The sequence below is a fragment of the Chryseolinea sp. T2 genome (genome assembly GCF_037203685.1).
In the GTDB taxonomy this organism is placed as follows: Bacteria; Bacteroidota; Bacteroidia; order Cytophagales; family Cyclobacteriaceae; genus Chryseolinea.
Genome location: NZ_JBBCAU010000001.1, coordinates 524,060 through 549,965, shown reverse-complemented (window position 1 = coordinate 549,965; position 25,906 = coordinate 524,060). Strand labels below are relative to the sequence as shown.

At 46.5% G+C, this 25,906-nt stretch carries 18 protein-coding genes; 9 read left to right on the top strand and 9 right to left on the bottom strand.

Translation table 11 applies throughout. From position 1 onward, the window contains the following. Nucleotides 1-93 precede the first annotated feature (93 nt). Nucleotides 94-3,762, bottom strand: a complete 3,669-nt coding sequence (locus WBG78_RS02360; protein ID WP_337324755.1) for an Ig-like domain-containing protein — start codon at nucleotides 3,760-3,762, stop codon at nucleotides 94-96. Nucleotides 3,763-4,323: 561 nt separating this feature from the next. On the opposite strand from WBG78_RS02360, the gene WBG78_RS02355 reads away from it, so the two are divergent. Next, nucleotides 4,324-5,982 carry a hypothetical protein gene (locus WBG78_RS02355; RefSeq protein WP_337324754.1) on the top strand — a complete coding sequence of 553 codons (1,659 nt, stop codon included), beginning with the start codon at nucleotides 4,324-4,326 and terminating at the stop codon, nucleotides 5,980-5,982. Nucleotides 5,983-6,033: 51 nt separating this feature from the next. On the opposite strand, the gene WBG78_RS02350 is transcribed toward WBG78_RS02355, so the two are convergent. Next, nucleotides 6,034-7,119, bottom strand: a complete 1,086-nt coding sequence (locus WBG78_RS02350; RefSeq protein ID WP_337324753.1) for a glycosyltransferase family 4 protein — start codon at nucleotides 7,117-7,119, stop codon at nucleotides 6,034-6,036. Between the two features lie 200 nt (nucleotides 7,120-7,319). Further along, nucleotides 7,320-7,493, bottom strand: a complete 174-nt coding sequence (locus WBG78_RS02345) for a hypothetical protein (protein ID WP_337324752.1) — start codon at nucleotides 7,491-7,493, stop codon at nucleotides 7,320-7,322. A 289-nt stretch (nucleotides 7,494-7,782) separates the two neighbouring features. On the opposite strand from WBG78_RS02345, the gene WBG78_RS02340 reads away from it, so the two are divergent. The 4 genes from WBG78_RS02340 (at nucleotide 7,783) to WBG78_RS02325 (ending at nucleotide 11,780) form a co-directional block, all read left to right on the top strand. Then, nucleotides 7,783-8,769, top strand: a complete 987-nt coding sequence (locus WBG78_RS02340) for a glycosyltransferase family 2 protein (protein WP_337324751.1) — start codon at nucleotides 7,783-7,785, stop codon at nucleotides 8,767-8,769. Nucleotides 8,770-8,905: 136 nt separating this feature from the next. Then, nucleotides 8,906-10,078, top strand: a complete 1,173-nt coding sequence (locus tag WBG78_RS02335) for a glycosyltransferase (RefSeq protein WP_337324750.1) — start codon at nucleotides 8,906-8,908, stop codon at nucleotides 10,076-10,078. Nucleotides 10,079-10,093: 15 nt separating this feature from the next. Further along, nucleotides 10,094-10,645: a WcaF family extracellular polysaccharide biosynthesis acetyltransferase gene (locus WBG78_RS02330; protein ID WP_337324749.1), complete on the top strand. Its 552-nt coding sequence runs from the start codon at nucleotides 10,094-10,096 to the stop codon at nucleotides 10,643-10,645. A gap of 64 nt (nucleotides 10,646-10,709) precedes the next feature. Further along, complete coding sequence (locus WBG78_RS02325; RefSeq protein WP_337324748.1) at nucleotides 10,710-11,780, top strand: glycosyltransferase family 4 protein; 1,071 nt, start codon at nucleotides 10,710-10,712, stop codon at nucleotides 11,778-11,780. 14 nt (nucleotides 11,781-11,794) lie between these two features. On the opposite strand, the gene WBG78_RS02320 is transcribed toward WBG78_RS02325, so the two are convergent. The 3 genes from WBG78_RS02320 to WBG78_RS02310 all read right to left on the bottom strand — a co-directional run bounded on the left by WBG78_RS02320 (nucleotide 11,795) and on the right by WBG78_RS02310 (nucleotide 14,866). Beyond that, a complete protein-coding gene (locus WBG78_RS02320; RefSeq protein WP_337325282.1) occupies nucleotides 11,795-13,006 on the bottom strand; it encodes a 4-hydroxy-3-methylbut-2-enyl diphosphate reductase in 1,212 nt (403 codons plus the stop codon). 185 nt (nucleotides 13,007-13,191) lie between these two features. Continuing rightward, complete coding sequence (locus tag WBG78_RS02315) at nucleotides 13,192-13,365, bottom strand: hypothetical protein (RefSeq protein ID WP_337324747.1); 174 nt, start codon at nucleotides 13,363-13,365, stop codon at nucleotides 13,192-13,194. Nucleotides 13,366-13,381: 16 nt separating this feature from the next. Continuing rightward, complete coding sequence (locus tag WBG78_RS02310; protein ID WP_337324746.1) at nucleotides 13,382-14,866, bottom strand: Do family serine endopeptidase; 1,485 nt, start codon at nucleotides 14,864-14,866, stop codon at nucleotides 13,382-13,384. Nucleotides 14,867-15,180: 314 nt separating this feature from the next. Here WBG78_RS02310 and WBG78_RS02305 point away from each other — a divergent pair, with 314 nt between their 5' ends. Beyond that, nucleotides 15,181-16,368: a class I SAM-dependent rRNA methyltransferase gene (locus WBG78_RS02305; RefSeq protein ID WP_337324745.1), complete on the top strand. Its 1,188-nt coding sequence runs from the start codon at nucleotides 15,181-15,183 to the stop codon at nucleotides 16,366-16,368. Nucleotides 16,369-16,379: 11 nt separating this feature from the next. Here WBG78_RS02305 and WBG78_RS02300 read toward each other — a convergent pair whose 3' ends face one another. The 3 genes from WBG78_RS02300 to WBG78_RS02290 all read right to left on the bottom strand — a co-directional run bounded on the left by WBG78_RS02300 (nucleotide 16,380) and on the right by WBG78_RS02290 (nucleotide 20,243). After that, a complete protein-coding gene (locus tag WBG78_RS02300) occupies nucleotides 16,380-17,549 on the bottom strand; it encodes a glycosyltransferase (protein ID WP_337324744.1) in 1,170 nt (389 codons plus the stop codon). Nucleotides 17,550-17,682: 133 nt separating this feature from the next. After that, the gene (locus WBG78_RS02295) at nucleotides 17,683-19,137 is read right to left on the bottom strand and encodes an amidohydrolase (protein ID WP_337324743.1); all 1,455 of its coding nucleotides are present in this window, start codon (nucleotides 19,135-19,137) and stop codon (nucleotides 17,683-17,685) included. A 101-nt stretch (nucleotides 19,138-19,238) separates the two neighbouring features. Beyond that, complete coding sequence (locus WBG78_RS02290) at nucleotides 19,239-20,243, bottom strand: DUF3500 domain-containing protein (RefSeq protein WP_337324742.1); 1,005 nt, start codon at nucleotides 20,241-20,243, stop codon at nucleotides 19,239-19,241. A 241-nt stretch (nucleotides 20,244-20,484) separates the two neighbouring features. On the opposite strand from WBG78_RS02290, the gene WBG78_RS02285 reads away from it, so the two are divergent. Genes WBG78_RS02285 through WBG78_RS02275 form a run of 3 tightly spaced genes read left to right on the top strand, consistent with a single transcriptional unit; the run spans nucleotide 20,485 to nucleotide 25,868 of the window. Next, nucleotides 20,485-20,994 (top strand): hypothetical protein, encoded by a 510-nt coding sequence (locus WBG78_RS02285; protein WP_337324741.1) that lies wholly within the window; start codon nucleotides 20,485-20,487, stop codon nucleotides 20,992-20,994. A gap of 6 nt (nucleotides 20,995-21,000) precedes the next feature. Next, nucleotides 21,001-22,050 carry a hypothetical protein gene (locus WBG78_RS02280; protein ID WP_337324740.1) on the top strand — a complete coding sequence of 350 codons (1,050 nt, stop codon included), beginning with the start codon at nucleotides 21,001-21,003 and terminating at the stop codon, nucleotides 22,048-22,050. Beyond that, on the top strand, nucleotides 22,047-25,868 hold the full coding sequence (locus tag WBG78_RS02275) for a hydantoinase B/oxoprolinase family protein (RefSeq protein ID WP_337324739.1): 3,822 nt from the start codon (nucleotides 22,047-22,049) through the stop codon (nucleotides 25,866-25,868). Before WBG78_RS02280 ends, WBG78_RS02275 begins: the two co-directional genes overlap by 4 nt. The last annotated feature ends 38 nt before the right edge of the window (nucleotides 25,869-25,906 follow it).

Below are 25,906 nucleotides of genomic sequence, written 5' to 3'. Positions count from 1 at the left end.
CTTGTGAACCTATCTCTTATTTTTCAGAAGCCCGCGTTGCGCTTAATGATTCTCGTGACGCATTAAGTAAACTCGGTTAGATCGTGACATTTGCTATCGAACAATTCTTACTGCGCCTTTAAGAACCGCACCATTGGTTAGCTGGGCGATGTAGTAGTAATCTCCATCCTGCAGTGAACGTCCGTCTGTTGAGTTGCCGCTCCACGAATTTGCGTATGACGGCGCTTCATATACTTTCTGGCCTGAGCGGTTATAGACCTGCAGTGCAGCGTTTGTGTAGGCTGGGTTTTCAGCCCATGCCCAAACGTCACCCGTTCCATCGTTGTTCGGTGAAAAATATCTGGGTATTCCAGCCTGAAGATCAGTTGCAGCAATGTCAGGTGTTTCCGCTGCGTTCACCGTGACGGTGACAGGAGCTGATGTTGCTGTTGCACCCTTTGCGTCTGATGCCACTGCTGTCAGTACGTAGGTTCCTGATGCAGCTCCGGTCCAGCTGTAAGTGTATGGTGCATCGAGGTCCTCGCCAAGCTTGGTATCTCCTTCAAAGAACTCAACCTTGCTGATTGAACCACTGCTTATCTCAGCACTTGCAGTGATGTTTATAGCCGCGCCTATCGCACTGGTCGAATTATTTGACGGTGATGTTATAGAAACCGTCAGTCCTACGGGAGATTCAACGACAACGGAGACACCCGATGATGTTGTGCTCTTGTTGGAACTGTCAGTTGCCTTTGCTGTCAGAACGTGTGTGCCTGCAGACGGGCTAGCCCACGTGAAGGCGTAAGGGCTTGTCGTATCCTCGCCTAATTTCACACTACCTGCAAAGAACTCAACCTTTGAGACAGTACCACTTACAGCTGCGGCTGTTGCCGTTATATCTATGCTCGCTCCCGAAGCAAAAGATGCATTGTTAGCAGGCGAAGTAATCGCTACAGTTGGTCCGTTGGCAGCAGCTACCGTGACAGTTACCTGCGCGGAAGTCGTGACTTTGTTGGAATTGTCGGTGGCTTTTGCCGTTAGAACATGTGTTCCGGCTGCCGGGCTTGCCCAGGTGAAGGCGTAGGGGCTTGTTGTATCCTCGCCAAGTTTAGTAGCACCGTCAAAAAATTCAACTTTTGAAACTGTTCCACTAGTGGCTGCGGCTGTTGCTGTTATGCTTATGCTCGATCCGAAAGTGAAAGATGCATTGTTAGCAGGTGAAGTTATTGAAACAGTTGGTCCGCCTGCGGGTGCAACTACGGTGATCGTTACCGCTGTTGAAGTGGTGACATTGTTTGAATTGTCAGTAGCTTTAACCGTAAGAACGTGTGTGCCTGCTGACGGGCTTGCCCAATTGAAAGTGTAAGGGCTTGAAATATCCTCACCGAGTTTAGTAGCACCGTCAAAAAATTCAACTTTCGTTACTGTGCCGTCTGTATCTGTAGCTGTGGCTGTAATGTTTATTGCAGTTCCGGCTTGAGATTGCGAATTGGCCAGCGGTGACGTCAGTGTAATAGTTGGTTTTGCGTTGGCTGCAGCAGTCACTGTAATTGTTATTGGAGCTGATGTTGTAGTAGCAGCTGCATTGTCTGTTGCTTTTGCAGTGAGCGTGTGTGTTCCCGCAGTCGCGCCATTCCATGCAAACGAGTAAGGGCTTGTAGTATCTTCGCCAAGTTTGGTTGTGCCATCAAAGAACTCCACCTTAGTTACAGAACCATTGTCTGAAGCGTTGGCCGTGATATTAATCGTTGTGCCGGGAGCAACTGAAGTATTATTTGTCGGAGCGGTAATAGCGACTGTAGGCGGCGTGTTTGGCGTAACAGAGACTGATACCGGCTTATAACCTGGAACCCACTCGGTCCCGCCGAATTCATAAGCTCCGATATCGGGAGCTCCGACACTGCCATCTGTAATTCCATTGATCGTCGTACCAGCGTTAATGGCTGGAGAACCAGCGTTCAACCTGAAAACAAGACCTGAATTGCCGCTGCCCACAAAGTTCGGAGATACACCGGAAAGAAGGGCGTTCGCCACGTTACCAGGGCTGGCTCCCCAATTGATCAGGATGCCCATCCGATAGATATTGTTTCGCTGAACATCGTGGGGAGAGGTATCATATGTTGCATATGAGAAGGCCGTACCCTTGTTGACAGATGCGAAAGTGTTGTTATATACGAGAGTTCCCGTTGCAGTTCTTCCCTCGTAGGTAATGTCGTTGTAAAAATCAGCGCCATCGTCCATTCCATTCCAAAAAACGTTATGATCAAGCGTCACCGGACCTGCAGCCTGATCCAGGTAAACTCCATTCACCTGAATACCTGCCTGCTTTCCTGTTCCCATCTCATCATATCCACCATCATTGTGGAACCAGTTGTGATGTATACGGGTACCTGTCATATCAAGGCCGCGTGAACTATAAATACATCCACCGTCAACGTTCAGCATGTTGAAATAGCTGAAGTCATTGTAGGCGATTTCTATATTCAAGTTGCTTGCTGAGTTTTCCGGAGTGAATTCAATTGCCCCGCGTCCGGACTTCGTGAACGTGTTGTTAAGGATCTTAATATTGCCAGCGCCCCAGATTGGTTTGATAAATCCGGAATACTGACCAGTATACGAACCGTTGTAGAAGTAGTTATTTTCTATTGTGGTATTGCTTCCGGCCCATATACCCATGCCGGCCATGTGCCTGAACTCACTGTTTCTTACAACGCTTCCAGAACCAAGTAACTTCAATCCTGTTTGAACAGCGCTGTCATGGTAGCCATCGGCGCCACCTTTGGTTTCCAATACCGAGTGGTTAGTATACTTAGCTTTGATGTTGTCAATGATAGTGTTAACCGATGCAGCATTAGTTGTCACAGGTTCGCAGGCGAAAAACTGTAAACCTTTGATAGTAATGTTTGATTTGTTTTTAAGGTCGAAGCCCCAGTTACGTTGCTTAAATTCAACATTAGTGGGCGTGCCACCTCCTGCCTGATATAAATACAAAGTGTTAGATGCATCATCCCAGTACCACTCTCTTTCGGCGGTCAACAGATTGAGTTTACCGAACACGCGGTAGAATCTGCTGAATTGAATATCGGCATCCGTAGTATTGAAATTGATAGTCGTGCCGCTGTGGCTGTTAATGGTTCGCGTGTATGAAAGGAACCAACCGTTCACCCATACGTAAGCTCCATTAAGGTCGCCCAAAGTACTGAGTGCCGCGTCGTTGATAGAGTTTTGTGTGAATGAATTTGTTTTGTTTTTACCGCGACTGGTTTCGCGCTCGATCAATCCGTCAGGCGATGATACCTTGGGCCACTGGGCAAGGAATTGCATCTCACCATTTTGAAATATTTGCTGAGCCAGCATTTCCGAATTGTTGTAGTCAAATTTTTCATTGTTAAACCCGGTCATGAACTCATCGAAAAGTGGTTCACCTAAGTCAAACGTTGTTTTATAAATATTACCTGAGTGTACGCTCCATGAAGAAGTGACAGGATCTGCACCGCTGATGATTACTGTTGCGCCTGATTCTGCCTGATATGTGATTGGGCTTCCAGCCGCACCCGAATTTGCCGGGGTGATGGTTTCACGATAAGTGCCTGATCTTACATTCACCACATCGCCTGCTTTCGCTACTGAAGCCGCTTTTTGAATGGTTGCGAACGGCTGCGAAGCTGTTCCGGGATTACTATCTGATGCGCCTGCGCCACCGACATAATAGTCAACGGCAAATAGCACATTGGACCAGCTGAACAAAACAATGGAGAATACTAACCTCATCACTAACCTCATCACAATACAATTTAGGGTTTAACTAAGTTTTTAACCTGGAAAGCATTTATGGGACTAACTACGTCGCCTGATCAACAGATTTCTGAAGAATCTGAATGCTCTTCCGCTGAATACGTACCGTATTGGGAACAAATATCACTCACTTCCCCCCTTTTGGGAAGCGAAGATCGATGAGATACCGGTAACCACCTAATTTCAGTTTTTTTTGCCGACGCGCAGCATTTACGCCGGTGCCCTGTGAGGATTTAAAATTCCAGCGATAAAAAGGGAGCTTTCAGCGAACGCTTTGATGGGTACCAGTAGTATTTTTGTGAGGTAGTATTTTTTATATCCACGCTGGGGCTAGATTCCAAACGATTGAACCTACTGCGTTGTTGCTGTGAGCAATATCACCTTTTTCAAAGATATCGATCATTTCCTGTTTTGGGTTGATTTAGGCAACTTTGGACAAATGAAACCTGCCTGTCAGGGCCGGCGTCTCTTTTTTGATGAACCGTGTTTCGAGTATCTTGCTATGTTGGTAGCGCGTTGAAATCGGCTCTTAACTAATTTCCTTTAGCCATGGAACCAAATAGAATTGAGGTTAAGACCACACTGACGGAGGAAGCGAACAGTCAATATTTTATTGGCCGGGTTCGCCAGGGATCCTGGATCGTGTACTTCATTCTGGCAGCAATTCAGACGATCTTTTTCCCCGAGGTTACGAACCTGGCTATCGTCGTTTTTATCGGCCTGGGCTGGCTATTGTATTCTACAGCTTTCATGCGCCCAAATCTGATGCGCACTTACTTGTTTTCGTCGTTCATCATTTTCGGGTACGCTTCCACTTCCTTTTTGTTTCCGCTGTTGTTCACAACTCTCGAAGGTAAACCTGTAGTATTTAACCTTGAATATCCCGAACATGTATTTCTGCATGCTCTCGCGGGGATGGCAGTGCTTTTAGTCGCGCATGCCATTTACAGATTTCTAATGAGGAGTACGTCCGATCGATCCGTTTCTGTCATGAAAGTGCTGGGCTTCTACACCCCGCCAACCGATATGCAGTTGTGGATTATGGGATTCGTTGGATTGGTTTCAATGTACTACGTGTACTTTATGAACCCGGATTTGGGACGAGATCCTACAGGTCAGCCGCTCGATAAATTGGTCCAGTCACTGTCGACATTTACATACGCACCATACGTTATAATATGCGGAGCCTTATACGGCCGTAAGTCCAAGACTATCGGTTCAAACCTTATACCGCTGGGAGTATTCACGCTCGTTTTATTTGCTTTAGCAATCGGACGAAATAGTACTGGTGCTTTCATGTTTGGGTTTACGACGATTGCATTTGCTTATCTCGTTGCTTGCTTCATAGGAGTGTTCAAGCCAAAGTTTTTTACGCTGCGGAATGTTATTATCGGAGCTCTGGGCCTGTGGTTGCTTGTTGGTCCATTGGCTGACCTTAGAACAGCGATGGTTATCGTGCGCGGCGAAAGGACAGAAATTTCGGCCGAGACTCTTTTACTGAGGACGCTCGAAGCATATGATGATAAGGAGGCAATCCGTGAAAGGCGTATTAATGACCTCGGCGCAGAACTAATAGATCCCGATTGGGACGAACTATATGTGGATAACGTGTTTGCCAACCGTTTTTCTAACGTAAAGTTTGCAGATTTGAGTTTGGAACGTGCTGACATGCTGGGAGAATACGATCCAGATATGCTCGACTTTGCATATGCCTATCTTATTGGATCGGTGCCAGATCCAGTTATCAAATTTTTCGGGTTTGATATTGACAAAGAGTTGGCCTATTCCAATTCACACGGAGATATGATCTATCTGGCTTCCGGAGGTCAGGGAACAGGTGGTGGTTTCAGGGTTGGCCATTTCGCTGGCTTGGGAATGGCGACATTTGGATGGTGGTATCTCGGGCTACTTGGTGCAGGCATGATCATCGTCTTTTATCTTGTCGATAAGTTTCAGGAACAGAAGAAGACATTGACAAATGATGAATCAGCGTCGGAACATCACTCAACAAGATTCAGTTTCTGCGGACTGCTTGCGCTCACAACGTTTTTTCAGTTTCTGCAGCTGGAGAGTGTAACCCAGATCGGTTCGTTCCTGATTCGGGGATGGCTTCAAATGGCCCTTTTATACGTGGTTATTTTCCACTTATCGCGAGTAGTTAGTGGCGTGCCTTTTAAGCGATTGAAATGGAGTTCAGCGCCAAACTAACCGAACAAGGATAGTTGTTAAGCTTCAAATGCCGAATGTTGGCTCATGCAGTTACTGCCCTGCCAACTTGTTTACCTCTGTGGCAAACAGTTCGCCATAGCGATCCCAGCCGCTAATACTTTTGACACGTTCCATGCCGGCTTCGGACATCCTTCGCTGAAGATCAGCATCATCAGCAAGGTTTTGCAAAGCGTCAGTAATCGCCTGCGACGATCTGATATCTATGATGAAGCCTTGCTTTCCATGTTCAAAAAGATCAGATGCACCGGTGTTTGTGCTGGCTATCACGGGACAGCCACACGCAAGTGCCTCGCCCATTACCATTGCTAATCCTTCTTCAACACTGGGCAATACGAATGCGTTTGCTTCGCTATATTTTTTTGACAAGAGAGTGTTCGGAACAGTACCAAGAAAGTTAACTCCTGTGAGGTCTTGTTTCTTAACCAGTTCAGCAATCTCAGCGCTTAACTGTCCGATTACATTAAATTCCTTATTTGGATGTTTGAATTTTTGAAAGGCTTCAAGGGCATACATGAAACCCTTTCTAAGAATGACTTGTCCCACCCACAAAACCGTAAACTTATTTGGATCAGGATTCGCCACCTTCTTAAACCTGTGGAGGTTCGCGCCATAGGGAATTTTTAAAATCTTTCGTTCATCAACTCCCATTTTGATGAAGCTAGATTTCGTAAATTCAGAAGGCATGCTGACTTTGTCTGCTGTAGCATATTCTTCCTCTTCACGAGCAATAGCTCTGTCATCCATTTTAAAATCATAGCCCCAGCGCTTGTGCTCCTCAACGAGTATATCACGCTGAAATCTTATATGACTATTTGGACGATCACAAATATATTTTCCTCCGAGCTGTTGAATCCTTTTTCCGGAGACCAGTCCGGAATTGGCCAGAGCTATCAATACTTCCGGGGAGTCGAGTGAAGAGGCAACATGCTTATCTAAAGCTTCACAACTGGCTTGGGCCCACGCAGAATCCAGCCACGGCCAACTAGTGAGAGCAAACTTGCCTCTTGCCACCATGTAGGGAACCTGGAGCCAGGGAAACGTTTTGATCTTATCAAAAGGAATGCCTTCTTCATCTTTGAGCTTAAACTTCGGATATCCAGTCCAGATGCTCTTCAACAATTTTCTTTTTTCGAATTGTCGGGCTAAGTGAAAATGATGAAACCTCCCGACGCATGTCTGTACAACCTGCATTTAAACTCAATTTTCATAAAAGTAATGATTCCTTGTAAATCGGGGAGCCTTTTAGAATCCGTTTTTTTACATGCCTTTTCGAATGATTCATTACTGAGTACTGAGAACATAAAGTGTTACCGATCTCAGAATTTCTCCCAAACCGATACACTCACATCTAATATATCTTTGATGGCCACAACCCGAAGAAATAGAGAATAAGGTTGTGCATCGTTATTGATCAGAACCTGCAATCTCCGATCGAAATCGACAGGTACAAACGGTTGCTTTGTACGTGATTCAAGGCTGGTGAGTTTCACTCTGGATCGATTGAAATCGGCCCAGCACACCTTATTTGCTACTATCTGAGCAATAAGTACTTGTAATGAGAAATATCACAACATTCAAAAATATTGATCATTGGCCACGGATGCGGGGTTTGGCTACTTTTGATAGTAGAAATTACCAAAATTCAACCTCATTCGAAGGCAAATGATAACAGCTGGAACCTATGTTCTCGCCGGCGGCCTTCAGAAAAGAACAGATTGGGTATGTTCGGTTTGCTTGGGAGCGGATCAAGTTTATCGTAGTCAAAGTATATAAATAGTTATGCAAACAAAGAAGCCTGCCATTTCAGTACTAACTCCTGTTTGGAACGGTATGCCATATGTAAAAGAGGCAGTCGATTCAGTCTTGAGTCAGGATTTCGAAGATTGGGAACTGGTTATCAGCGACAATGGATCAACCGATGGCACTCGTGAATATTTGGATTCTCTGAAGGATCCTCGTATCCGTGTATATAAACAAGAGAAGAACCTCGGCATTGACGGTAATCTCAACTTTCTGTATACGACTCCTAAATCAGATATTGCGTATTGTCTTTGTGCAGACGATTACTTCAATCCGGGTGCGCTTCGCGCGGTTGTTGAAGAATGGTCCAAAAGTACAGATGATGTTGCCTACATTGTTTTTAACTGGAAGGATATACTTCAACTTAGCGTCAAAGGTCAGTACATTTATGACCTGTTACCGCGTAAGGTTGCTCCCTCTCTTTCGCAACTGGCGTTTTTTCTCTTCGGAAATTTCCCTGGTAATCTCTCAAACATATCCACGCGTGTGAAAGATGTGTTGGATAGCGGAGGATTCGACGAAAATTATAAGATGGCAGGGGATTTTGAAATCTGGGCACGAATAGCCAGAACACGTTCAGTTGTACTCAGTGACTTCCAGGCAACCTATGTACGGCGCCATGAAAACACTGCGACCAATTACATGAACAAGCAGGGCACCTTGTTCAGGGAGCAAACAACAATTTACGAGAAATTAATTGATCAGCTGTCTGGTAATTATGACCGCAGCCATCTTGTAGATTACTTCAATATCGATCTTTGCTCTTACCATTTCCGCCAATCTATTCGCAACCTACTTTACAACGGAAAGCCACAATATTTGTGGTCGTATATATCGGCTGAATCGCGAGTGTTTTGGCCTAAATGGAAGCGTATCGTCGTGTCATTCCCTTATGCCTTTAATGAAAAGGGGAGGATGAGCCTTCTGGTTAAAATGGCCGGCAAAATGATAGTCGCAAACAAATGAGGACAAGTCGTAAGTAATTTTTCATCTTACCAGATTCGTAAGTGGTACCGTTTTTGGACGGCTGGAATTGAAAGCTGTCACCACTGACTCGTTTTCAATTCGATTTATCTGACCGAACGATAAGAGCGCACTAACTATGCAGTTGATATTTCTTGCCCATCCCGAATACCTTGGCAACAAAAGCATGATTCGTTTTGCCAGGCTGCTTGCTGAGGGTATGGCAAGACGCGGTCATCAAGTTGAAACCTGGACGCCAAAGTCTAAGCTGGCAAAATTAAGCACACATCCATTCATTCAGAAATGGCTTAGTTATGTGGATCACTACATCTTGTTTTCGGGCGAATTGAAGCGACGTGTTCGCAGGCAGCCCGCTGACACGCTCTTCGTTTTAACCGATCAGTCTCTTGGCCTGTGGGTCAAGCCAATTGCGTCTAGAGCACACGTTATACACTGCCACGATTTTCTTGCGCTGAAATCGGCACTTGGTGAGATCCCTGAGAATCCGATAAACTGGAGCGGCAGAAAATATCAGACAATGATCCGAAAGGGATTTTCACGCGGTAAGTATTTTATTTCAGTTTCATTAAAGACTAAAGAAGAACTGGATGAACTCGTGCTCCAGCAACCTGAGATTTCAGAAGTTGTTTACAACGGGCTTCATCAAAAATTCGCGCAGCTTGATACCAGAACTGCCCGTACATCTTTTGGCAAGGAGGCAGGGATCGATCTTACACGTGGTTATATTCTGCATGTTGGAGGGAATGCCTGGTATAAGAACAGGCTTGGTGTGATCATGATTTACGATGCATGGAGAAGAATGACTGCTAACCCATTACCATTGTTGCTGGTCGGAGCTGAGCTTACAACAGAGTTACAATCGAGAGTTGACAAGTCACAATATCGACCTGACATTTATTGCCTCACGAACATCAACGATGATCAAATAATTTTGGCGTATGCGGGGGCGTCGTTGTTTTTGTTTCCTTCACTGGGTGAAGGTTTCGGATGGCCCATTGCCGAAGCAATGGCTTCTGGAACAATAGTGATTACGACGGGAGAAGCACCGATGAGCGAAGTGGCAGGCGATGCAGCATACCTTATTCCAAGGCAACCACTTGAAGCAACTGCTTCAGAACGATGGGCAGAGAAATCAGCAGTGATCGTCGAGGAAGTCGTTACATTATCTCCCCAGGCAAGGTCAGAGGCAATCTCGCGCGGGATTGTCAATGCACGAAGATTTGAGACCGAGGGTTCTCTGGATCGGATTGAAGCGATCTATAAGCGAGTAGTTAGGATCCCCGTGAAATGATTAGACACTCCCATTATGATAACTACCGATCTTTCTAAGTTCAGCACTGGCGAATACAGGGCCGGTTCGAAGGTAAAAGTTCTGCTGTGGTATTTCGTGAACTACTTCATCTTTAACAGTTCACTGCCCTGGCCATACGGGTTCAAACGAGGGCTACTTAAGCTCTTTGGCGCGCGTGTAGGTGAAGGCCTTGTTATAAAAACGCGTGTGAGAATTAAGAACCCATGGAGGCTTGTTATTGGAAAGCATTGCTGGATCGGAGAGGATGTTTGGATCGATAACCTCGAGGATGTCACCATCGGCGACCATGTGAGCATTTCACAGGGCGCGATGCTTCTTACCGGAAACCACGACTACACGTATAGCGATTTCCGCTATCGTCTCGGGAAGATAGTTTTAGAGAATGGTACCTGGGTCGGCGCAAGATCAGTGGTTTGTCCAGGTGTGACGTGCAAATCGCATGCGATTCTCACGGTGAATTCTGTGGCTGCCAAAGACCTCGAACCGTGGAAAATATATACCGGTAACCCGGCCACTTTTCAAAGAGATCGCAAGATGAAAGGATGAAGCACAGCATGGATTTCCAGGTGCTTCAACATGATTGATTGATTATCGTACGAGAGATATCGCTATGAAAATTGTATTTGACTCGCTTGTTTTTGCCCTCCATAAATTTGGTGGTGTCACCACTTACTGGAATGAATTTATCCGTCGCTTTAAGCAGGATCATTCCGACTTAACTATTCTGACTGTTCCTGCCGGTAAGTACTTGAATGATGAATTCATCCAGATACATAGTGGTGGCATAAAGCTACTACCTGAAAAGAACTGGCCCCTGCAGTTATTGAGAAACACCTCGGCACCAGTCGCAGGTTTAACAGCGAAGTTCATATTTCATTCGACGTACCTTAGGACATCCAGTAACAAGAATGCAATTAACGTAGTTACGATTCACGACTTTACACACCAGTTCTTTGTCAAGGGACTGAAACAGCTGTTAAATTATCGTCAAAAGAAAGACGCTATTAAGAACGCCCATGGAATAGTCTGCATTAGCCAGAATACGTTAAAAGATCTGTATCGCTTTTTTCCTGAGGCCAAAGAAAAGCTTGTTACTGTAATCTACAATGGATGCAGCGACACTTACACTAGTGATGTTCAAACTCCTCCTGTTGTTAAGACTCCGGAGCCTTACTTGTTATTTGTAGGGGCAAGAGGCAACTACAAAAATTTTCAGTTTGTTGTAAACGTCTTACGGAAATCAAGCTATCATCTTGTTGTTGCCGGATCCAAATTCACGGAAGAAGAAACAAAAATGATGTCAGAGTTTGGTGAAAGAGTAACCTTGTTAAACGACTTGAGCGATGAAAAATTGAGGTCGCTCTATCAGCATGCTCATGCGTTTATATATCCCTCTTTGTACGAAGGTTTCGGGATTCCACTTCTTGAGGCCATGCATTGCGGATGTCCCGTGATCGCATTTAATAACTCGTGTATCCCTGAGATTATGCAAGACAGTCCGTTGCTGCTTGAAAATGATAACCTTGGAGGGGCATTGGATGTGTTAACCAAGCTTGAAACAACAAAGTATCGGGAGGATGTTATTGCAAGCCAACGGGCGAACGCAAAACGATTTTCCTGGGATAAGGCGCACCATGAGATGAAGGAGTTCTATCAGCGGTGTATGGATCGCACAGCTTAAAAGATCTCCTAAAGTTATTCAGACTCAAACGCAGCCATAACAGACTGGACATTGTGTGATTCTGGAAAATACTCCAGGATCTTTAGCATAACCTGGTCAACGACAGTATCCGGACAAGAGGCACCGCTCGTCAATATGACTTTCACGGGATTGTGTCTGGGAAGATATCCATGCGACTCCTTTAACTTTTTCGTGGTATAGTCGAAGTGTTGAATAACGTCCTTAGATAGGATCGAAGCGGCTGAATTAATGAAATACGTTGGGAACTTCTTTTCACAAAGCTCGACTATATGCGAGGTGTTTGAACTATTGTATCCACCGACAACAATGGCAATATCAGCGTCCGTTTTGAGCAATTCGTAAGTAGAGTCCTGGTTATCGTTTGTTGCGTAACAAAGGGTATCGCGGGTGTCAGCAATATGGAATGCAGCATTCTCCAGACCGTATCGTGTAACCAACTGTGATCTGATGTAATCCGCGATGGCCTGAGTTTCTGTTGCCAGCATCGTGGTTTGGTTTACCACGCCAACACGATTCAAATGAACAGCCGGATCAAAGCCGGGTGTAAACCTGCCTTTGAAATCCTCCAGAAAGTCCTCGCCACTACGTTCACCACGAATGTAAGAGCCCAGGAGTTCTGCCTCCTTCATATCCCTGATTACCATAGCGTGACCTCCCTGAGCACTATGTGAAAATGTGGCGCGGGTCTCTTCGTGACGCGGCTTTCCATGAATAACGGTCGTGTAACCGCCTTGAGCCAACTTCTCGGATCTATTCCAAACCTTCTCGACAAAGGGGCAGGTTGTATTGTATTTTTCAACTGCGATCCCGCGATCTGAAAGCAGATTCTCGATTTCAACAGTGGTACCAAAGGCCGGCACAATAACCACGTCGTCCTGACGGAGTTGATCCCAGGGAATAAACTGCGTGCCATCAGTGTCCATAATAAACCTAATGCCTCTGTCTTCAAGGTCACGATTCACCTCCTGATTGTGGATCATTTGGCTAAGAAGGAAAACGCGTCGTTCGGAATTTTCTTCAAGTGCGCGATAACTGATTTCGATGGCGTTTTCGACACCATAGCAAAAGCCGAAATGTCTGGCGATGTAGAATTTTACTGGCCCGAAATCGAGAGTGGCAGGGGAAAAATCGCGTTTACGTAAGTCGCGCTTCCTGCGTACCTCCTTCACCTTACCCGTAATGGATGAGCGATAGTAGGCGGGTATGTCAAATTTTTTGATGGCAGTATCCTATTAGACTAACAGCAAAGTTAGCGCTTTCAATGGCAGCGACAAGGAGGTCGCCGGCCGGAAGGTCTTTCATCAGTTCAAAGTGAATCGTTATCGGGAGAAAAATGCTCGCTCCCGATAACGACTACTAAAGCAGATCCCGTCCCTAAGTGGACGATATCTTATGCTGCTTTCGAAAGTTTGTCTTCTTTGACAGTGTTGATCCGAACTTCTTTTGATTCGAGATCAAACCATTGCACTTCAACAAAATTGTTCTTGATGTACTTCAACACTTCCATCACCTTTCCATCGATCTTGCTGCGAACACGTTCGCCCTTTCTAAACAGTCTCCTCATAAATATTTTAACACTGTTACTTTCTAAATGCGTAGTTAAACTCACGCGGAAAATCTTCGTATGTGCCCGAAAGAATCACCAGGTCGCCCGCCTTCTTCTTTGTAATCACATCCGTAAATTCCTTAACGGAATGGATGGGTTGATCGTTGACCTTAGTTACAATGAATCCTTCGCGCATCTCTGTATACTTCGAAACCTTTCCTGCACCCAACGATTTTACTTTTACACCGCTGCTCAGTTCGAGTCTCTTCAATACTTTGGCATCGAGTTCTTCCATCTGAACGCCCAGGGCAGCTACAGCATCCGGTTCTTCGCGAGAAACCGTTGTTGTCTTGCCATCTCTGTTCTTGAGTACTACCGGGATATCGATGACATTACCTTTGCGGTTAACGACCATTGTTACTTTATCTCCCGGACGGTGACGACCAATATACTCAATAAGAGCCGTACTTGATTTAATTGGAGTCTCGTCGATACGAACGACAACGTCTCCTTCCTTCATGCCCGACTCTTTGGCAGAGCTCTTCTCAGCAAAGCCTGTAACAAAAGCGCCTTCGTTGATAGACAGATCCTTTTCTTTGGCCAGGTAGCTGTCAATACTCTGCACTGTTACTCCAAGCCATCCGCGTTGAACAGTTCCGAATTTAATAAGATCCTCGACGATTTTACTCACAATATTCGACGGGACAGCAAATCCGTAGCCAGAATATGAGCCTGTGGGGCTGGCTATTGCTGTATTGATGCCGAGTAATCCACCATTCAGATCTACAAGGGCACCACCGCTGTTACCCGGATTAATTGCGGCATCGGTTTGAATAAATGACTCAATAGCAGTGCTTCCTTCGCCATTGTTGCGTCTCAGAATATTGATATTTCTTCCCTTAGCGCTGATGATCCCTGCCGTTACAGTCGACGTCAGGTTGTAGGGATTGCCGACGGCAAGCACCCATTCGCCAACCTTAGCTTTGTCGGAATCAACAAACGAAAGGTGGGGAAGCCCCTCCTGGTTTACCTTAATCAGGGCGAGGTCTGTATCCGGATCTGTGCCAACCACCTCGGCCTTAATGGTACGATTGTCATACAGCGTTACTTCTATCAGATCAGCATCCTGCACGACGTGATTGTTTGTTACAATGTATCCTGCCTCATTGACGATGACACCGGATCCAGAACTTTGCGTTGGACCGCGTTGTGTTCTGGGTCCAAAGAATTCGCGGAACGGATCTTCACTGGATTCTTCACCACCACCACGTGTTGCGCCGCCTTGTTGCGTTGATCTGATGAAAACAACTCCTGGCATTACCTGCTCTGCAGCTGCTGTGAAATCAAGTGGTATAGCTTTGCCATTCTCGTCAACCTTATAAGCCACTTTTGATGTGGGTACCGTGGCTGAGTAATCCAGTTTGGCTGGCGACTTCTCATTCACGAACCATTGATACGATGCCACTGTGCACACACTTCCAAGGACAGCAGCGAGAAAAAGAGAACCGAATCTTTTCATACTTCTTAATAATCTATTGTCTTAAAAAAATCTTTGTTATCAGGAACATCACCAGGGAGTGACAATCAAAAATCAGGCAAACACTGAATGCCCGCTATTTTGTCAGTTTGGCCTGTCCTAGCCTTCTAACTGTCAACACCTTGCCAACAATCGTATCATAAATACGAAAGTTTTCGGATTTGAGTTCAGGCTTGGCCCGACAAATGCTCAATAATTTTCAAATTATACATGAACGGGAGAAAAACTATTCTCCGGGTGGCTGCTGACTATTTTTAAATACTTTTGCCTCCCTGCAGAGTATCTGCGGTATTACAATGACTGTTTCCGGAAACATCACACTCAAGAAGGGAAAGGAGATCTCAATGGAGCGGCGGCATCCCTGGGTGTTCTCGGGTGCCATTCACCATATGGATCCAGGCATAAGCGACGGTAGCTGGGTCCGAGTCCTGGATGCCAAAGGCAACGTGCTGGCTATGGGCCATTATCAGCATGGCAGCATTGCCGTACGTATACTTTCCTTTGGAAAGAGTCCGTTGGAGGAAAGCTTTTGGGAGCAGCGTCTGTTTGAGGCTCTGGCGGTACGTTCAGCCGTAAACGTGCGACGGCCTGATACCAACTGCTTCAGACTTATCCACGGCGAGGGTGACGGTCTTCCTGGATTGATTATAGACTACTACGACGGCGTGGCAGTGGTGCAGGCACATTCAGTAGGGATGCACCTTGATCGGGAGCGGATCGCGGCAGCGCTGGACAAGGTATTTGACGATTCTCTTCGGGCAATATATTATAAAAGTCATTCAACGCTGCCCGGTCGCATCGACAATGCTTCGGCTACCGGATATCTCAAGGGCATGGGAGGAGTGCCACACATCGTAGTGGAGAATGGATGCAAGTTTTACGTTGACTGGGAGGAAGGTCAAAAGACCGGCTTCTTCCTCGATCAACGAGATAACCGTTCCCTTTTGATGAACTATGTGAATGGCAAAAGGGTGTTGAATACATTCTGCTACACTGGTGGCTTTTCGATTTATGCCATCAATGGCGGCGCATCATTGGTGCATTCCGTTGACGTTTCCGAGCGCGCAATAGGCACCGCCCGAAACAACATTGCGTTGAATCACTTCGATGTACATCACCACGCTTGTTTCGCATCTGATACTTTCGAATTCATGAAGAACAGGAAAGACGAGTACGATGTTATCGTTCTCGATCCGCCTGCATTTGCCAAACATCGCGATGCGCGTCATCAGGCCGTGAAGGGTTACCAGCGTCTCAACGCTGACGCGATGCGCGTTATACGTCCTGGTGGAATTCTATTTACTTTTTCGTGCTCACAGGTAGTCGACAAGAAACTATTTTATGACACCGTTGTATCGGCTGGCATCACTGCTGGTCGTCAAATCAAAGTACTTCATCACCTCACGCAAGGGGCGGATCATCCGGTGTCACTATTTCACCCGGAAGGCGAGTATCTTAAGGGACTCGTGCTGTATGTAGAGTAAGGAAACGCTATCTAGAATGCGTTTATGAACGCATCGGATGTTTGCTTAACAGAATAAGTCTCAAGTCCGGCAAGAGCCCAGTCGTAATTGCGTTCAAATTTTGCAAGCGACACTACTGCGTCCGCGAGCGCTTTTGGATCACCATCCTTAAACACTCTGAATTGCTTCCAGTTCCCAAAGTCAGCAGAGCTACCCACTGAATCACTGGCAATAACGCCTGCTCCGCTTTGCATTGCTTCATTTGTCACCAGTCCCCAGGTCTCTCCCATTTTTCTTGAGGGGAGTACCATTAGATCCATTGCCAGGTAATGGCCGGCAAGCTGCGACTGATTGACGAACCCACTGAAAAAAGCTTTTGACCCATACTTACGTTCAGCCTCCACTGTTAACGCGCGCAGGTCTTTCTCCAGTTCACCGCTGCCCATAAAATACAGGTGAATCCGGGAGCGCAATTCCGCAGGAAGATATTCCTGCATCTCATATAAAATCTTTGGGTTCTTCTTCTCGATCAATTTTCCCGAAAAGCCTATAACAAAGGCGTTCTCTGCAATGCCGGCCTTCTCTCGCTGAGTCTTTCTCAGTGACGACTTTTCCTCTTTGCTCAATTCAGCAAAGCGATCTACTGTGAAGTACCTTGCAGGGGTTAGCTTACTTTCAGGAACGCCGTGGTTGAGGTAATGCTGCTTATTTAATTCACCAATGTAGAATATCTTGTCGATCCCCTTGTAAAGCGTGGTGTAGAGCAAAGACCGAACGATGCTTTTTGCCTTTGAACGGGGGAAGCAATGATCCTGTGTTTCGCATCTCAGCCATAACGGAATGCCCATACGCTTCGCATTCATATAAACAACTGCATCATAGCGATAGTTAAAACCACCGAGCAGTATGGCATCGGGCTTGTGCAGTTCGATTTGTTCCCTTACGCCTTCGCCGGTGAGTGTACCCCAACCTGCAAGAGGTGTTCCTTTTTCACAATTTAATACGGTGTGTTCATAGCCGGCCATCATCGGAACGTCCCATGAAAATGCAATCCCAAATTCCTTGTCCACCCTTCCCCGCACGGAACAATCCGACGCATACACTACGTGTACTGAACCTGGCATATCGACTGACATTTGCTGCCAGATCGGCACTCTATATTGAACCGGATGTGTATCAAACACAAGAAGCTTATGCCCCATATAATGAATTTTGAAGCAGCAAGTTAAGTGGGTCTTTTAACTTGCAAAATGATCAGAATCATCACAGGCGGCTGATAAAAGTTTTGTGATGAATTGCGGGTATATAGAAAGCCCGAAAACAATCGTGTGAAGCCTATTTCTTGCCCGGCAGTGGCGGCGGACCATCCGGTATATAGGCCTTGTGTATGTGGCCGTTGCGCCTCTTCTCGAACTCGTCGCGAATGTTATTTCTCAATTGCTCGTTTTCGAATAGGTCAACCATAGTTGTTCCTAACGCTTTGCCGGCATATAACATTCCCTTGTGGCCAATAGACATTCCTCCACAGGCGACCACTGCCCACGAATGCCATGGTGCTTTAATAGGGGCGGTTGTTACATTAATTGTGATTTCAGGTACAATCCAGCTGATATCACCTACATCAGTTGAGCCTCCCTCGGGGTCATCTTTGGTTTTTTGAAGCGGATGAACGGATCCATCGAGTCCGGTTTGATCAACTTCACTCACCTCCTGTATCTTTTTAGCGAAGGCTATCTCTTCTGGCGTGTACGTAATAGGACCAAGCGCTTCAATGTTTTTCTGAAGTGCTTCAGCTCCATGTTGATTAATGAGAATTTCATAATCGCCGGATTGGACTCTTACACTGCTTTCGACGCCTGCCATCAGGCCTGCACCTTTAGCTATTTCTTTTACGCGCGTAAATACAGATTCAACGCCTGATCGCTTAGAGTCACGGACCCACATCCATATCGCAGCATGTTCGGGAACAACGTTTGGTACATCACCGCCATCTTTGATCACATAGTGCATGCGCACACTAGGCTGAACATGCTCTCTCAACATGTTCACGCCATCAAGAAACAGCTCTACACCATCAAGAGCACTGCGGCCATTCCATGGATCGGCAGCGGCATGTGCAGCTTTGCCTTTAAACTCAACTACAAAATCCACCATTGCCTGAGAGCTTTGGATGTTTGCCGCAATCTCTTCCGCCGGATGCCAGTCAAGGCACACATCGAGGTCTTTGAACAGGCCCTCACGAGCCATATAGATCTTCCCTCCAACAGCTTCTTCTGCCGGTGTTCCATAAAATCTTACTGTGCCTTTGAGTTTGCCGGAAGCCAATAACTCTTTTATTGATACAGCAGCAGCAAGACTGCCGACTCCAAAGAGATTGTGTCCGCAGCCATGGCCGGCACCACCAATCTGAAGGGGTTCCTTTACTGGTTGTGCTTTTTGCGAAATACCCGGAAGTGCATCGTACTCTCCCATTATTCCAATGATCGGTTTGCCGTTGCCGTATTCTGCTATGAAGGCAGTTGGCATCGAGGCCACTCCGCGACGAACAGCGAAGCCCTGTGCCTCGGCGTAGTCAGCAAGTGCCTGTGCAGACTTTGTTTCGCGAAGGGCCGTCTCGGCATTTGCCCATATTTCATCGCTGATCCTGATCAGATCCGCAGATCGTTTATCGATTGAAGAGATCACCGCGGCCTTGTTGGCGTTGACTTTTTTAGACTGCGCACTGGCATCAATAGCAGCAGTAAACAACAGCAACATGCTGCTGATGAAAGCAAGTTTGTAAGTATGCATAGAATGGTGAACCACCTGTCCGGTGTCGTAAATGGGAATGATACGAAACAATATAGTTGTTATCGCGAAAAGAACATCGTCTCGTCTACAAATTCAGCCGGTCATTTAGGGTTGTGTTCCTTTTGATAGTGCTCTTTTAAAATATCGTCGGCAAAGTCATTTGTGAGATCGCGAACGACAGAGTGGACGTGATTCGCATTGTTTTGAGTATTGTCGAGTTCGATTAACAACATTGGTCCCTGAATACGATAGTAATAGGCTGCTCCTTCCTTAGTGCTTCCGGCCCACGCGAATGACAGGTTATCAACTCCGGCCTTTTGAATCTTCGCCATCAGTTTCTTTGAAAATCCAAGGGTATAATTGTTTACATAAACGTCGAGCAATGTCAACAACATCTTTTGTTGTTTATCACTTAGTTCGCGGTATGAGATGCCGGCGGGAGTTACAGGCTCCGCCTTCCTTGAATTAAATGAAACGATGTCAGGAAGTGCCTGTTCTGCAATCATGGCCTTCTTTAATTGATCCGGATCGAGAGCGTTTATCAGATCAAATCCGCGATTACTTTCTTCCGATAAAATTTGTTTTCCGCGCTCCGGACCGTTTTTTACGATGGCAGGGTTTGAACCAAAAAACGAGGGCGTGGAAGATTCAAGCCGATCATTTATGGTTGTAAAATTCAGAGCAACATGATGTCCCTCGAAACGCCAGGCCCAGACGCCGCTTGCCCCAGGCTGACCAAAGACGGTTACATAGTAGTTTAGAGGATCACGATAACGATCATCACTGTTTCGTCCCTCGACTTCCCTCAGTATGTTTTCATGATCGACGATGCTCGTTGCTTTTCTGTAGCCTTGCTCACTCAGACTAACCTTCAGCAACCCGAACACTGCTGTCCGCTGGTCGGCGCTGAGATCACGCAATGAAACACCATTTCTCGAGCGGGGGACGAAATGCCAGTTGAATCGCTCCGCATCATCGAATTTATACTGAGCCTTTTCCCTTAGGGCCGGTGATAAGTGTTGAACAAATTGCCCAGTTCTGTTGGTAATATCGGCTTGCTGACCAAAGGCCGAGCCTGTAATGAATAACAAAATCCATGGCTTCATATAATGGTATGCTATTTGGATAAAGATAGCAATTTGAATTCTGGCCATCCGAATTCTTAGTTACATATTATACTATAAGCAGTACATTCTTCGCACGATGGTAATCCAAATTCGTTTGTAGTTCGTATATACACAATGATGCCCGACGGCCACAGGGACTTGGTGCACAGGAATGTTTTGGATTTATGAGTTTTTAATTGTGGTCGCTTTTCGTTTAACTTCGAAAAATTTTGTTGCCCACATGGAGCTTACCCTGGCCTGTACAAACATACTAAAGCAGCTTACCGACTTACTGCGAGTGATGCGCGATGAGGATTTCACGCGTCCTGCGACGACGTTGAGTAATTCAACCGTTGGTCAGCACGTTCGGCATACGCTCGAATTCTTTCTATGCCTTGAAAAGGGAATTGAAGGAGGAGTTGTCAACTATGACAAGCGTTTACACGACAGGCTTATTGAAAACGATAAGCTCGTTGCTCTGTCAACTATAGAACGTATCAGAAGGGTCGTGGAAAGTATGTGTGAGAAACCCCTCCTGCTGGAGGTCGGGTACGATGTAGCCAACGACAATTTCGTGACAGTCGAAACAACCGCGATGCGCGAATTGGTTTACAATATCGAACATGCAGTCCATCATATGGCGATCATTAAGATCGGTGTTCGTGAAATTGCAAATTATCTTGAGCTGCCAGCCGATTTTGGTATCGCTGCATCCACCATCCGCTATCAGGAATCCGTGTCTTCACATTGACGTTCGATGTCGAATTCATTGCGCGATAAGGTCTTGAGAAGCAATTTCTTCATCAAGCTGAGAAGTTGGGAGTATTGGCCATTCGGGATTGTTCAGTTTCCAGTCTTTATCTATTTCGCATGGTTGTCGCTTCGTGCGAGGTCATTGGTGTTCTTCTCAGCCTCTAATCCGGGCATAACGATGGGGGGCATGTTTGGGGAATCCAAATATGATGTCCTGCAAAAGGTTCCAGCGCAGTATATACCCGTAACCATACTGGTAAACTTGCCGGCATCTGTCGAAACCATACTCAACGACATGGCAGATCGACACTTGAAATTCCCGGTTATCGTTAAACCCGACATCGGCGAGCGTGGATTCATGGTTAAGAAAATTGAAAGCGAGGATGACATGATAAAATATCTTGGCCATCAGCAATTCAACTTTCTCATTCAGGAATATGTTGATCTTCCTCTTGAATTCGGGATATTCTATACGCGGTTTCCGAACTCGAAAAAGGGCCACGTTACCTCTGTGGTAATGAAAGAAATGCTGGCTATTACCGGCGACGGATCCAGTACACTGAGGCAACTTATTCTGAACCTCGACCGCGCCAAGCTTCAATGGGATTCGCTAAGCACTGCCTTTCGTGAAAGCCTTGATTTGGTTGTTCCCCAAGGCCAACGTATCGAACTTGTATCGATTGGCAATCATTGCCTGGGCACCAAGTTTCTCGATGGCACTCACCTGATGAATTCAAAGCTCGACCATGCGTTTGATGTGATCAGCCAGCAAATTCCTGAATTCTATTTCGGCCGGTTTGATCTTCGGTGCGCAAGTATTGCAGACCTGTACACCGGGCAGATAAAAATCATGGAACTCAACGGATGTGGTGCTGAGCCTGCACACATCTATCATCCCGGTTATTCATTGAGGAAAGCGTTCGGTGTGTTGTTCAGGCACTGGCACAACATTTTCGTGATTGCGCAGCAAAATGAACGGCGCGGGGTGTCTTATACGACGCTTAGGGAGGCCGTTGCGCACTATAAGCGCTTCAAAGAAGCTACCGCATCATGAGCGTAAATGCCTGGAGGATCTGGATCGATACTGGAGGTACTTTTACCGACTGCATTTCAACAGATCCATCCGGCAAGATCTTACGTCTTAAGGTACTAAGCAGCAGTTTGCTCAGGGTTCCCATCATCTCGGTGAATGCGACTGTCATCAGGATTCAACTGCCGCTATCGCTTCATCAAAACACGCTCAGGGGATACAAGGTGCGTATAGGAAAATCTGTTCGTTTAGTAACGTCCAGCGAAGCGGATGGGAATTTGATAAACGTTGATCGTCCTGTTACAGGGGCCAGCAATGTAACAACTCTGGATCTGTTCACCGAAGAGGAAGTGCCCGTATTTGCAGCGCGTTTGCTTACACAAACACCGATCGGTACTGCTTTTCCTGCACTGGAAATGAAGCTAGGTTCAACGCGCGGCACGAACGCCTTGCTGGAAAAGAAAGGCGCACGCACGGCGCTGCTCGTAACAAAAGGTTTTAAGGATTTGCTTGTAATCGGAAATCAGCAACGACCCGATCTCTTTAGTCTTTCAATCAAAAAGCCCGACAACGTATATCAGGTTGTTCTTGAAATCAACGAACGCATAACAGGCAAAGGAGAAGTACTTACACCACTGATTGAGGATTCTGTTTCTGAAATTGTGAAGAAATTGCGTCGGAACAGGGTTGAATCAGTAGCCGTTGCGTTGCTGAACAGCTATGCTAATCCTGTTCACGAATTATTGTTGGGACGATTGCTGGCCGCCGCGGGTTTCAATTACGTATCGCTTTCCCACGAGTTGTCGGGACAGCTCAAGATTCTCCCCCGGGCGCAAACTTCAGTGGTCAACGCCTATCTTGATCCTGTTGTTCGCCAGTATCTGAATCGCATCAGGAAAGAGTTGAATAGTGCCTCCATTAAAGTCATGTCCAGCGCAGGAGGTCTTCTGGAACTCGACAACTTTCAACCAAAGGACAGCCTATTGAGCGGACCCGCCGGAGGTGTCGTCGGTGCACTTGAAAAGGCCCGGTTGTCGGGGGAGAACAATATTATAACGTTCGACATGGGCGGCACCAGCACGGATGTTTCGCGATGTGCAAACAAACTGGACTACCAGTTCGAATGCGTGGTTGGTGGCCAGCGAATATTGTCGCCATCACTTGCTATTGAAACCATCGCCACTGGCGGTGGATCCATTTGTTCATTCGATGGATATCAGCTGCTTGTTGGTCCGCAAAGTGCGGGAGCAAATCCTGGCCCTGCCTGTTATGGCAAGGGAGGACCTTTAACCGTCACTGATATAAACCTGCTGCTGGCAAGAGTTTCAGCGGCTTACTTTGCTATTCCCATCGACGTCATTGCATCTGATAAAGCAGCTGATGCGTTGCACGCTAATATAATCTCTAAGGGGAAACGCATGAGCAAACGGGAAATGATGCTCTCGCTTATCGAGATCGCTAATGAGAAAATGGCCGAAGCCATTCGAAAAATATCGGTTCAAAAAGGTCATGATCCCGGCGAATACAGCCTGTTATGTTTTGGTGGCGCAGGGGGACAACACGCCTGCGCACTGGCCACGTTGCTTGAAATGAAAAAGATCATTGTTCCTTACGATGCAGGTTTGCTAAGTGCGTTTGGAATTGGCGCCGCCCGAATGGAGCACATGCGCGAAAAGCTCCTGATCACTCCCCTTGATAAAATTCTTCCGGAGCTTGAAGATCACTTTAGCTCGCTCGTTCGTGAAACTGATGGCTTGTTGCCCCAATCCAATCCGATCGAGATAGAGCGGTTGATTTTTCTCCGGTTGGGAGGACAGGAAACATCCTTGGAGGTAACGGTAACCGATCCTAAACTTATCGTCGGTCAATTCAAGAGGAGATACAAGGAGGTTTACGGACATTACCTGCCACATAGACCAATTGAAGTTGAATCTATCCGGGTATTAGTAAGGGAAGGCCGGCAAACCGGTCGACGTCAGGTTGGGCAACTTAAGCGGTACTCGCCGAAGGAATCGGAAAAGACTTCTTCGCGAAGCTTAAAAGGATCGCGGCAAGCCGTTTACATCTGGGAATCGCTTAAACCCGGAGCATACGTAAAAGGTCCTGCATTAGTCATAAGCCGAAATTCTACTACCTATGTTGAGAAAGATTGGTCGTTTGAGCTTGACAGGAACAACAATGGATTGCTCCTTCCATTGAAGGCTCAGAATAAGAGTGATCGAAAGGCGCATGTCGCAACCGCCGCGAATCTCACCTTGTTCACCAACCGGTTTACTTCACTCGTTGAAGACATGGGCAGTCTGCTACAGCGAAGTTCGTTTTCGGTAAACGTTAAGGAACGCCTTGACTTCTCGTGCGCTTTGCTGGATGCCGACGGATATCTCATTGTCAATGCGCCTCACATTCCTGTACACCTTGGAAGCCTGGGTGTATGTGTGAGGGAAGTGAAGAAAGTTGTTAGTATGCAGGAAGGCGACGTGATCATAACCAACCATCCCGCATTCGGCGGATCGCATCTTCCGGACATAACTTTGATTAAGCCCGTTTATTTCAAAGGTGCGCTTATAGGATACGTTGTAAACCGGGCCCATCATGCTGAGATTGGGGGAAAGAAGCCCGGATCAATGCCAGCAGATGCGAAAGTTCTTGAAGAAGAAGGGGTGATCATTCATCCTACCCATCTTGTTCGAAGAGGCGTGCCTCAATGGGGCAGCATTGAAAGACTTTTAAAAGATGCCCTTTACCCCTCGCGCTCCCCTGATGAGAACCTCGCGGATTTGAACGGTGGACTTGCCGCATTGATGCTCGGTGCTTCCGGACTGGAGCAGTTGTGTCGCAATCACACGCGTGGGCAGGTTACACGTTATATGCGTGAGATCAGATTGCATGCCGCCTCGCTAATGCATAGGAAAATTTTGCTACTCAGGTCACGGTATCAGTCCACTGAATTCCTCGACGATGGAAGTAAACTTCAAGTGTCGATCAGTAAACGCAATGGCACATTGCTCATTGATTTTACCGGAACCGGCAAAGTTCATCCGGGAAACCTCAACGCAACGGTAGCTATAGTTAACAGCGTAGTTCTCTATGTTCTCCGCTTGCTGGTCGGCGAGGTGATGCCACTTAATGAAGGTCTGTTCGAGCATGTAAGGCTTCTGATACCAATGGGAATGTTAAACCCTGACTTTTCAACTGGACTGAATAGATCACCCATTACTAAGTCACGTAAGCCAAACGCTGTTCAACATAGCGATCACCAACAGCGCACCATTCGTACGAATGAAGGACCCGCTGTTGTTGGTGGCAATACCGAAGTCAGTCAGCGTCTAACCGATACATTATTAAAAGCCTTTGGTCTTGTTGCCTGCAGTCAGGGTACCATGAACAATCTCTTGTTTGGTAACGAGCGATTCGGTTATTATGAAACCATCTGTGGTGGTGCTGGTGCCACCAGCTATGCCGATGGTGCAGACGCTGTTCATACACACATGACCAACACGCGGATCACTGATCCTGAAATTCTTGAATTAAAGTATCCCGTGCGACTCGAAGAATTCAGCGTACGCAAAAACTCCGGAGGCAAAGGGAAACGGAAAGGTGGCAATGGTGTAAAACGAGTATTCCTCTTCAACGATGCGCTTGAGGTAAACATATTGTCGCAGCATAGAAATGAAGTGCCATATGGTGTTGCTGGCGGACATGCTGGAAGTCCAGGAAGGCAACAGCTCGTAAGCAATGGTGAGGTGAGAAGACTAAAAGGCACAACAGGATTCTCCGTGAAACCGGGAGACAAGCTCATCATCGAGACTCCGGGCGGCGGTGGCTGGGGCAAGCCCGGATAAGTTTTTCAAAAACAAAAGAGGCCACCTCTTCAGGCAGC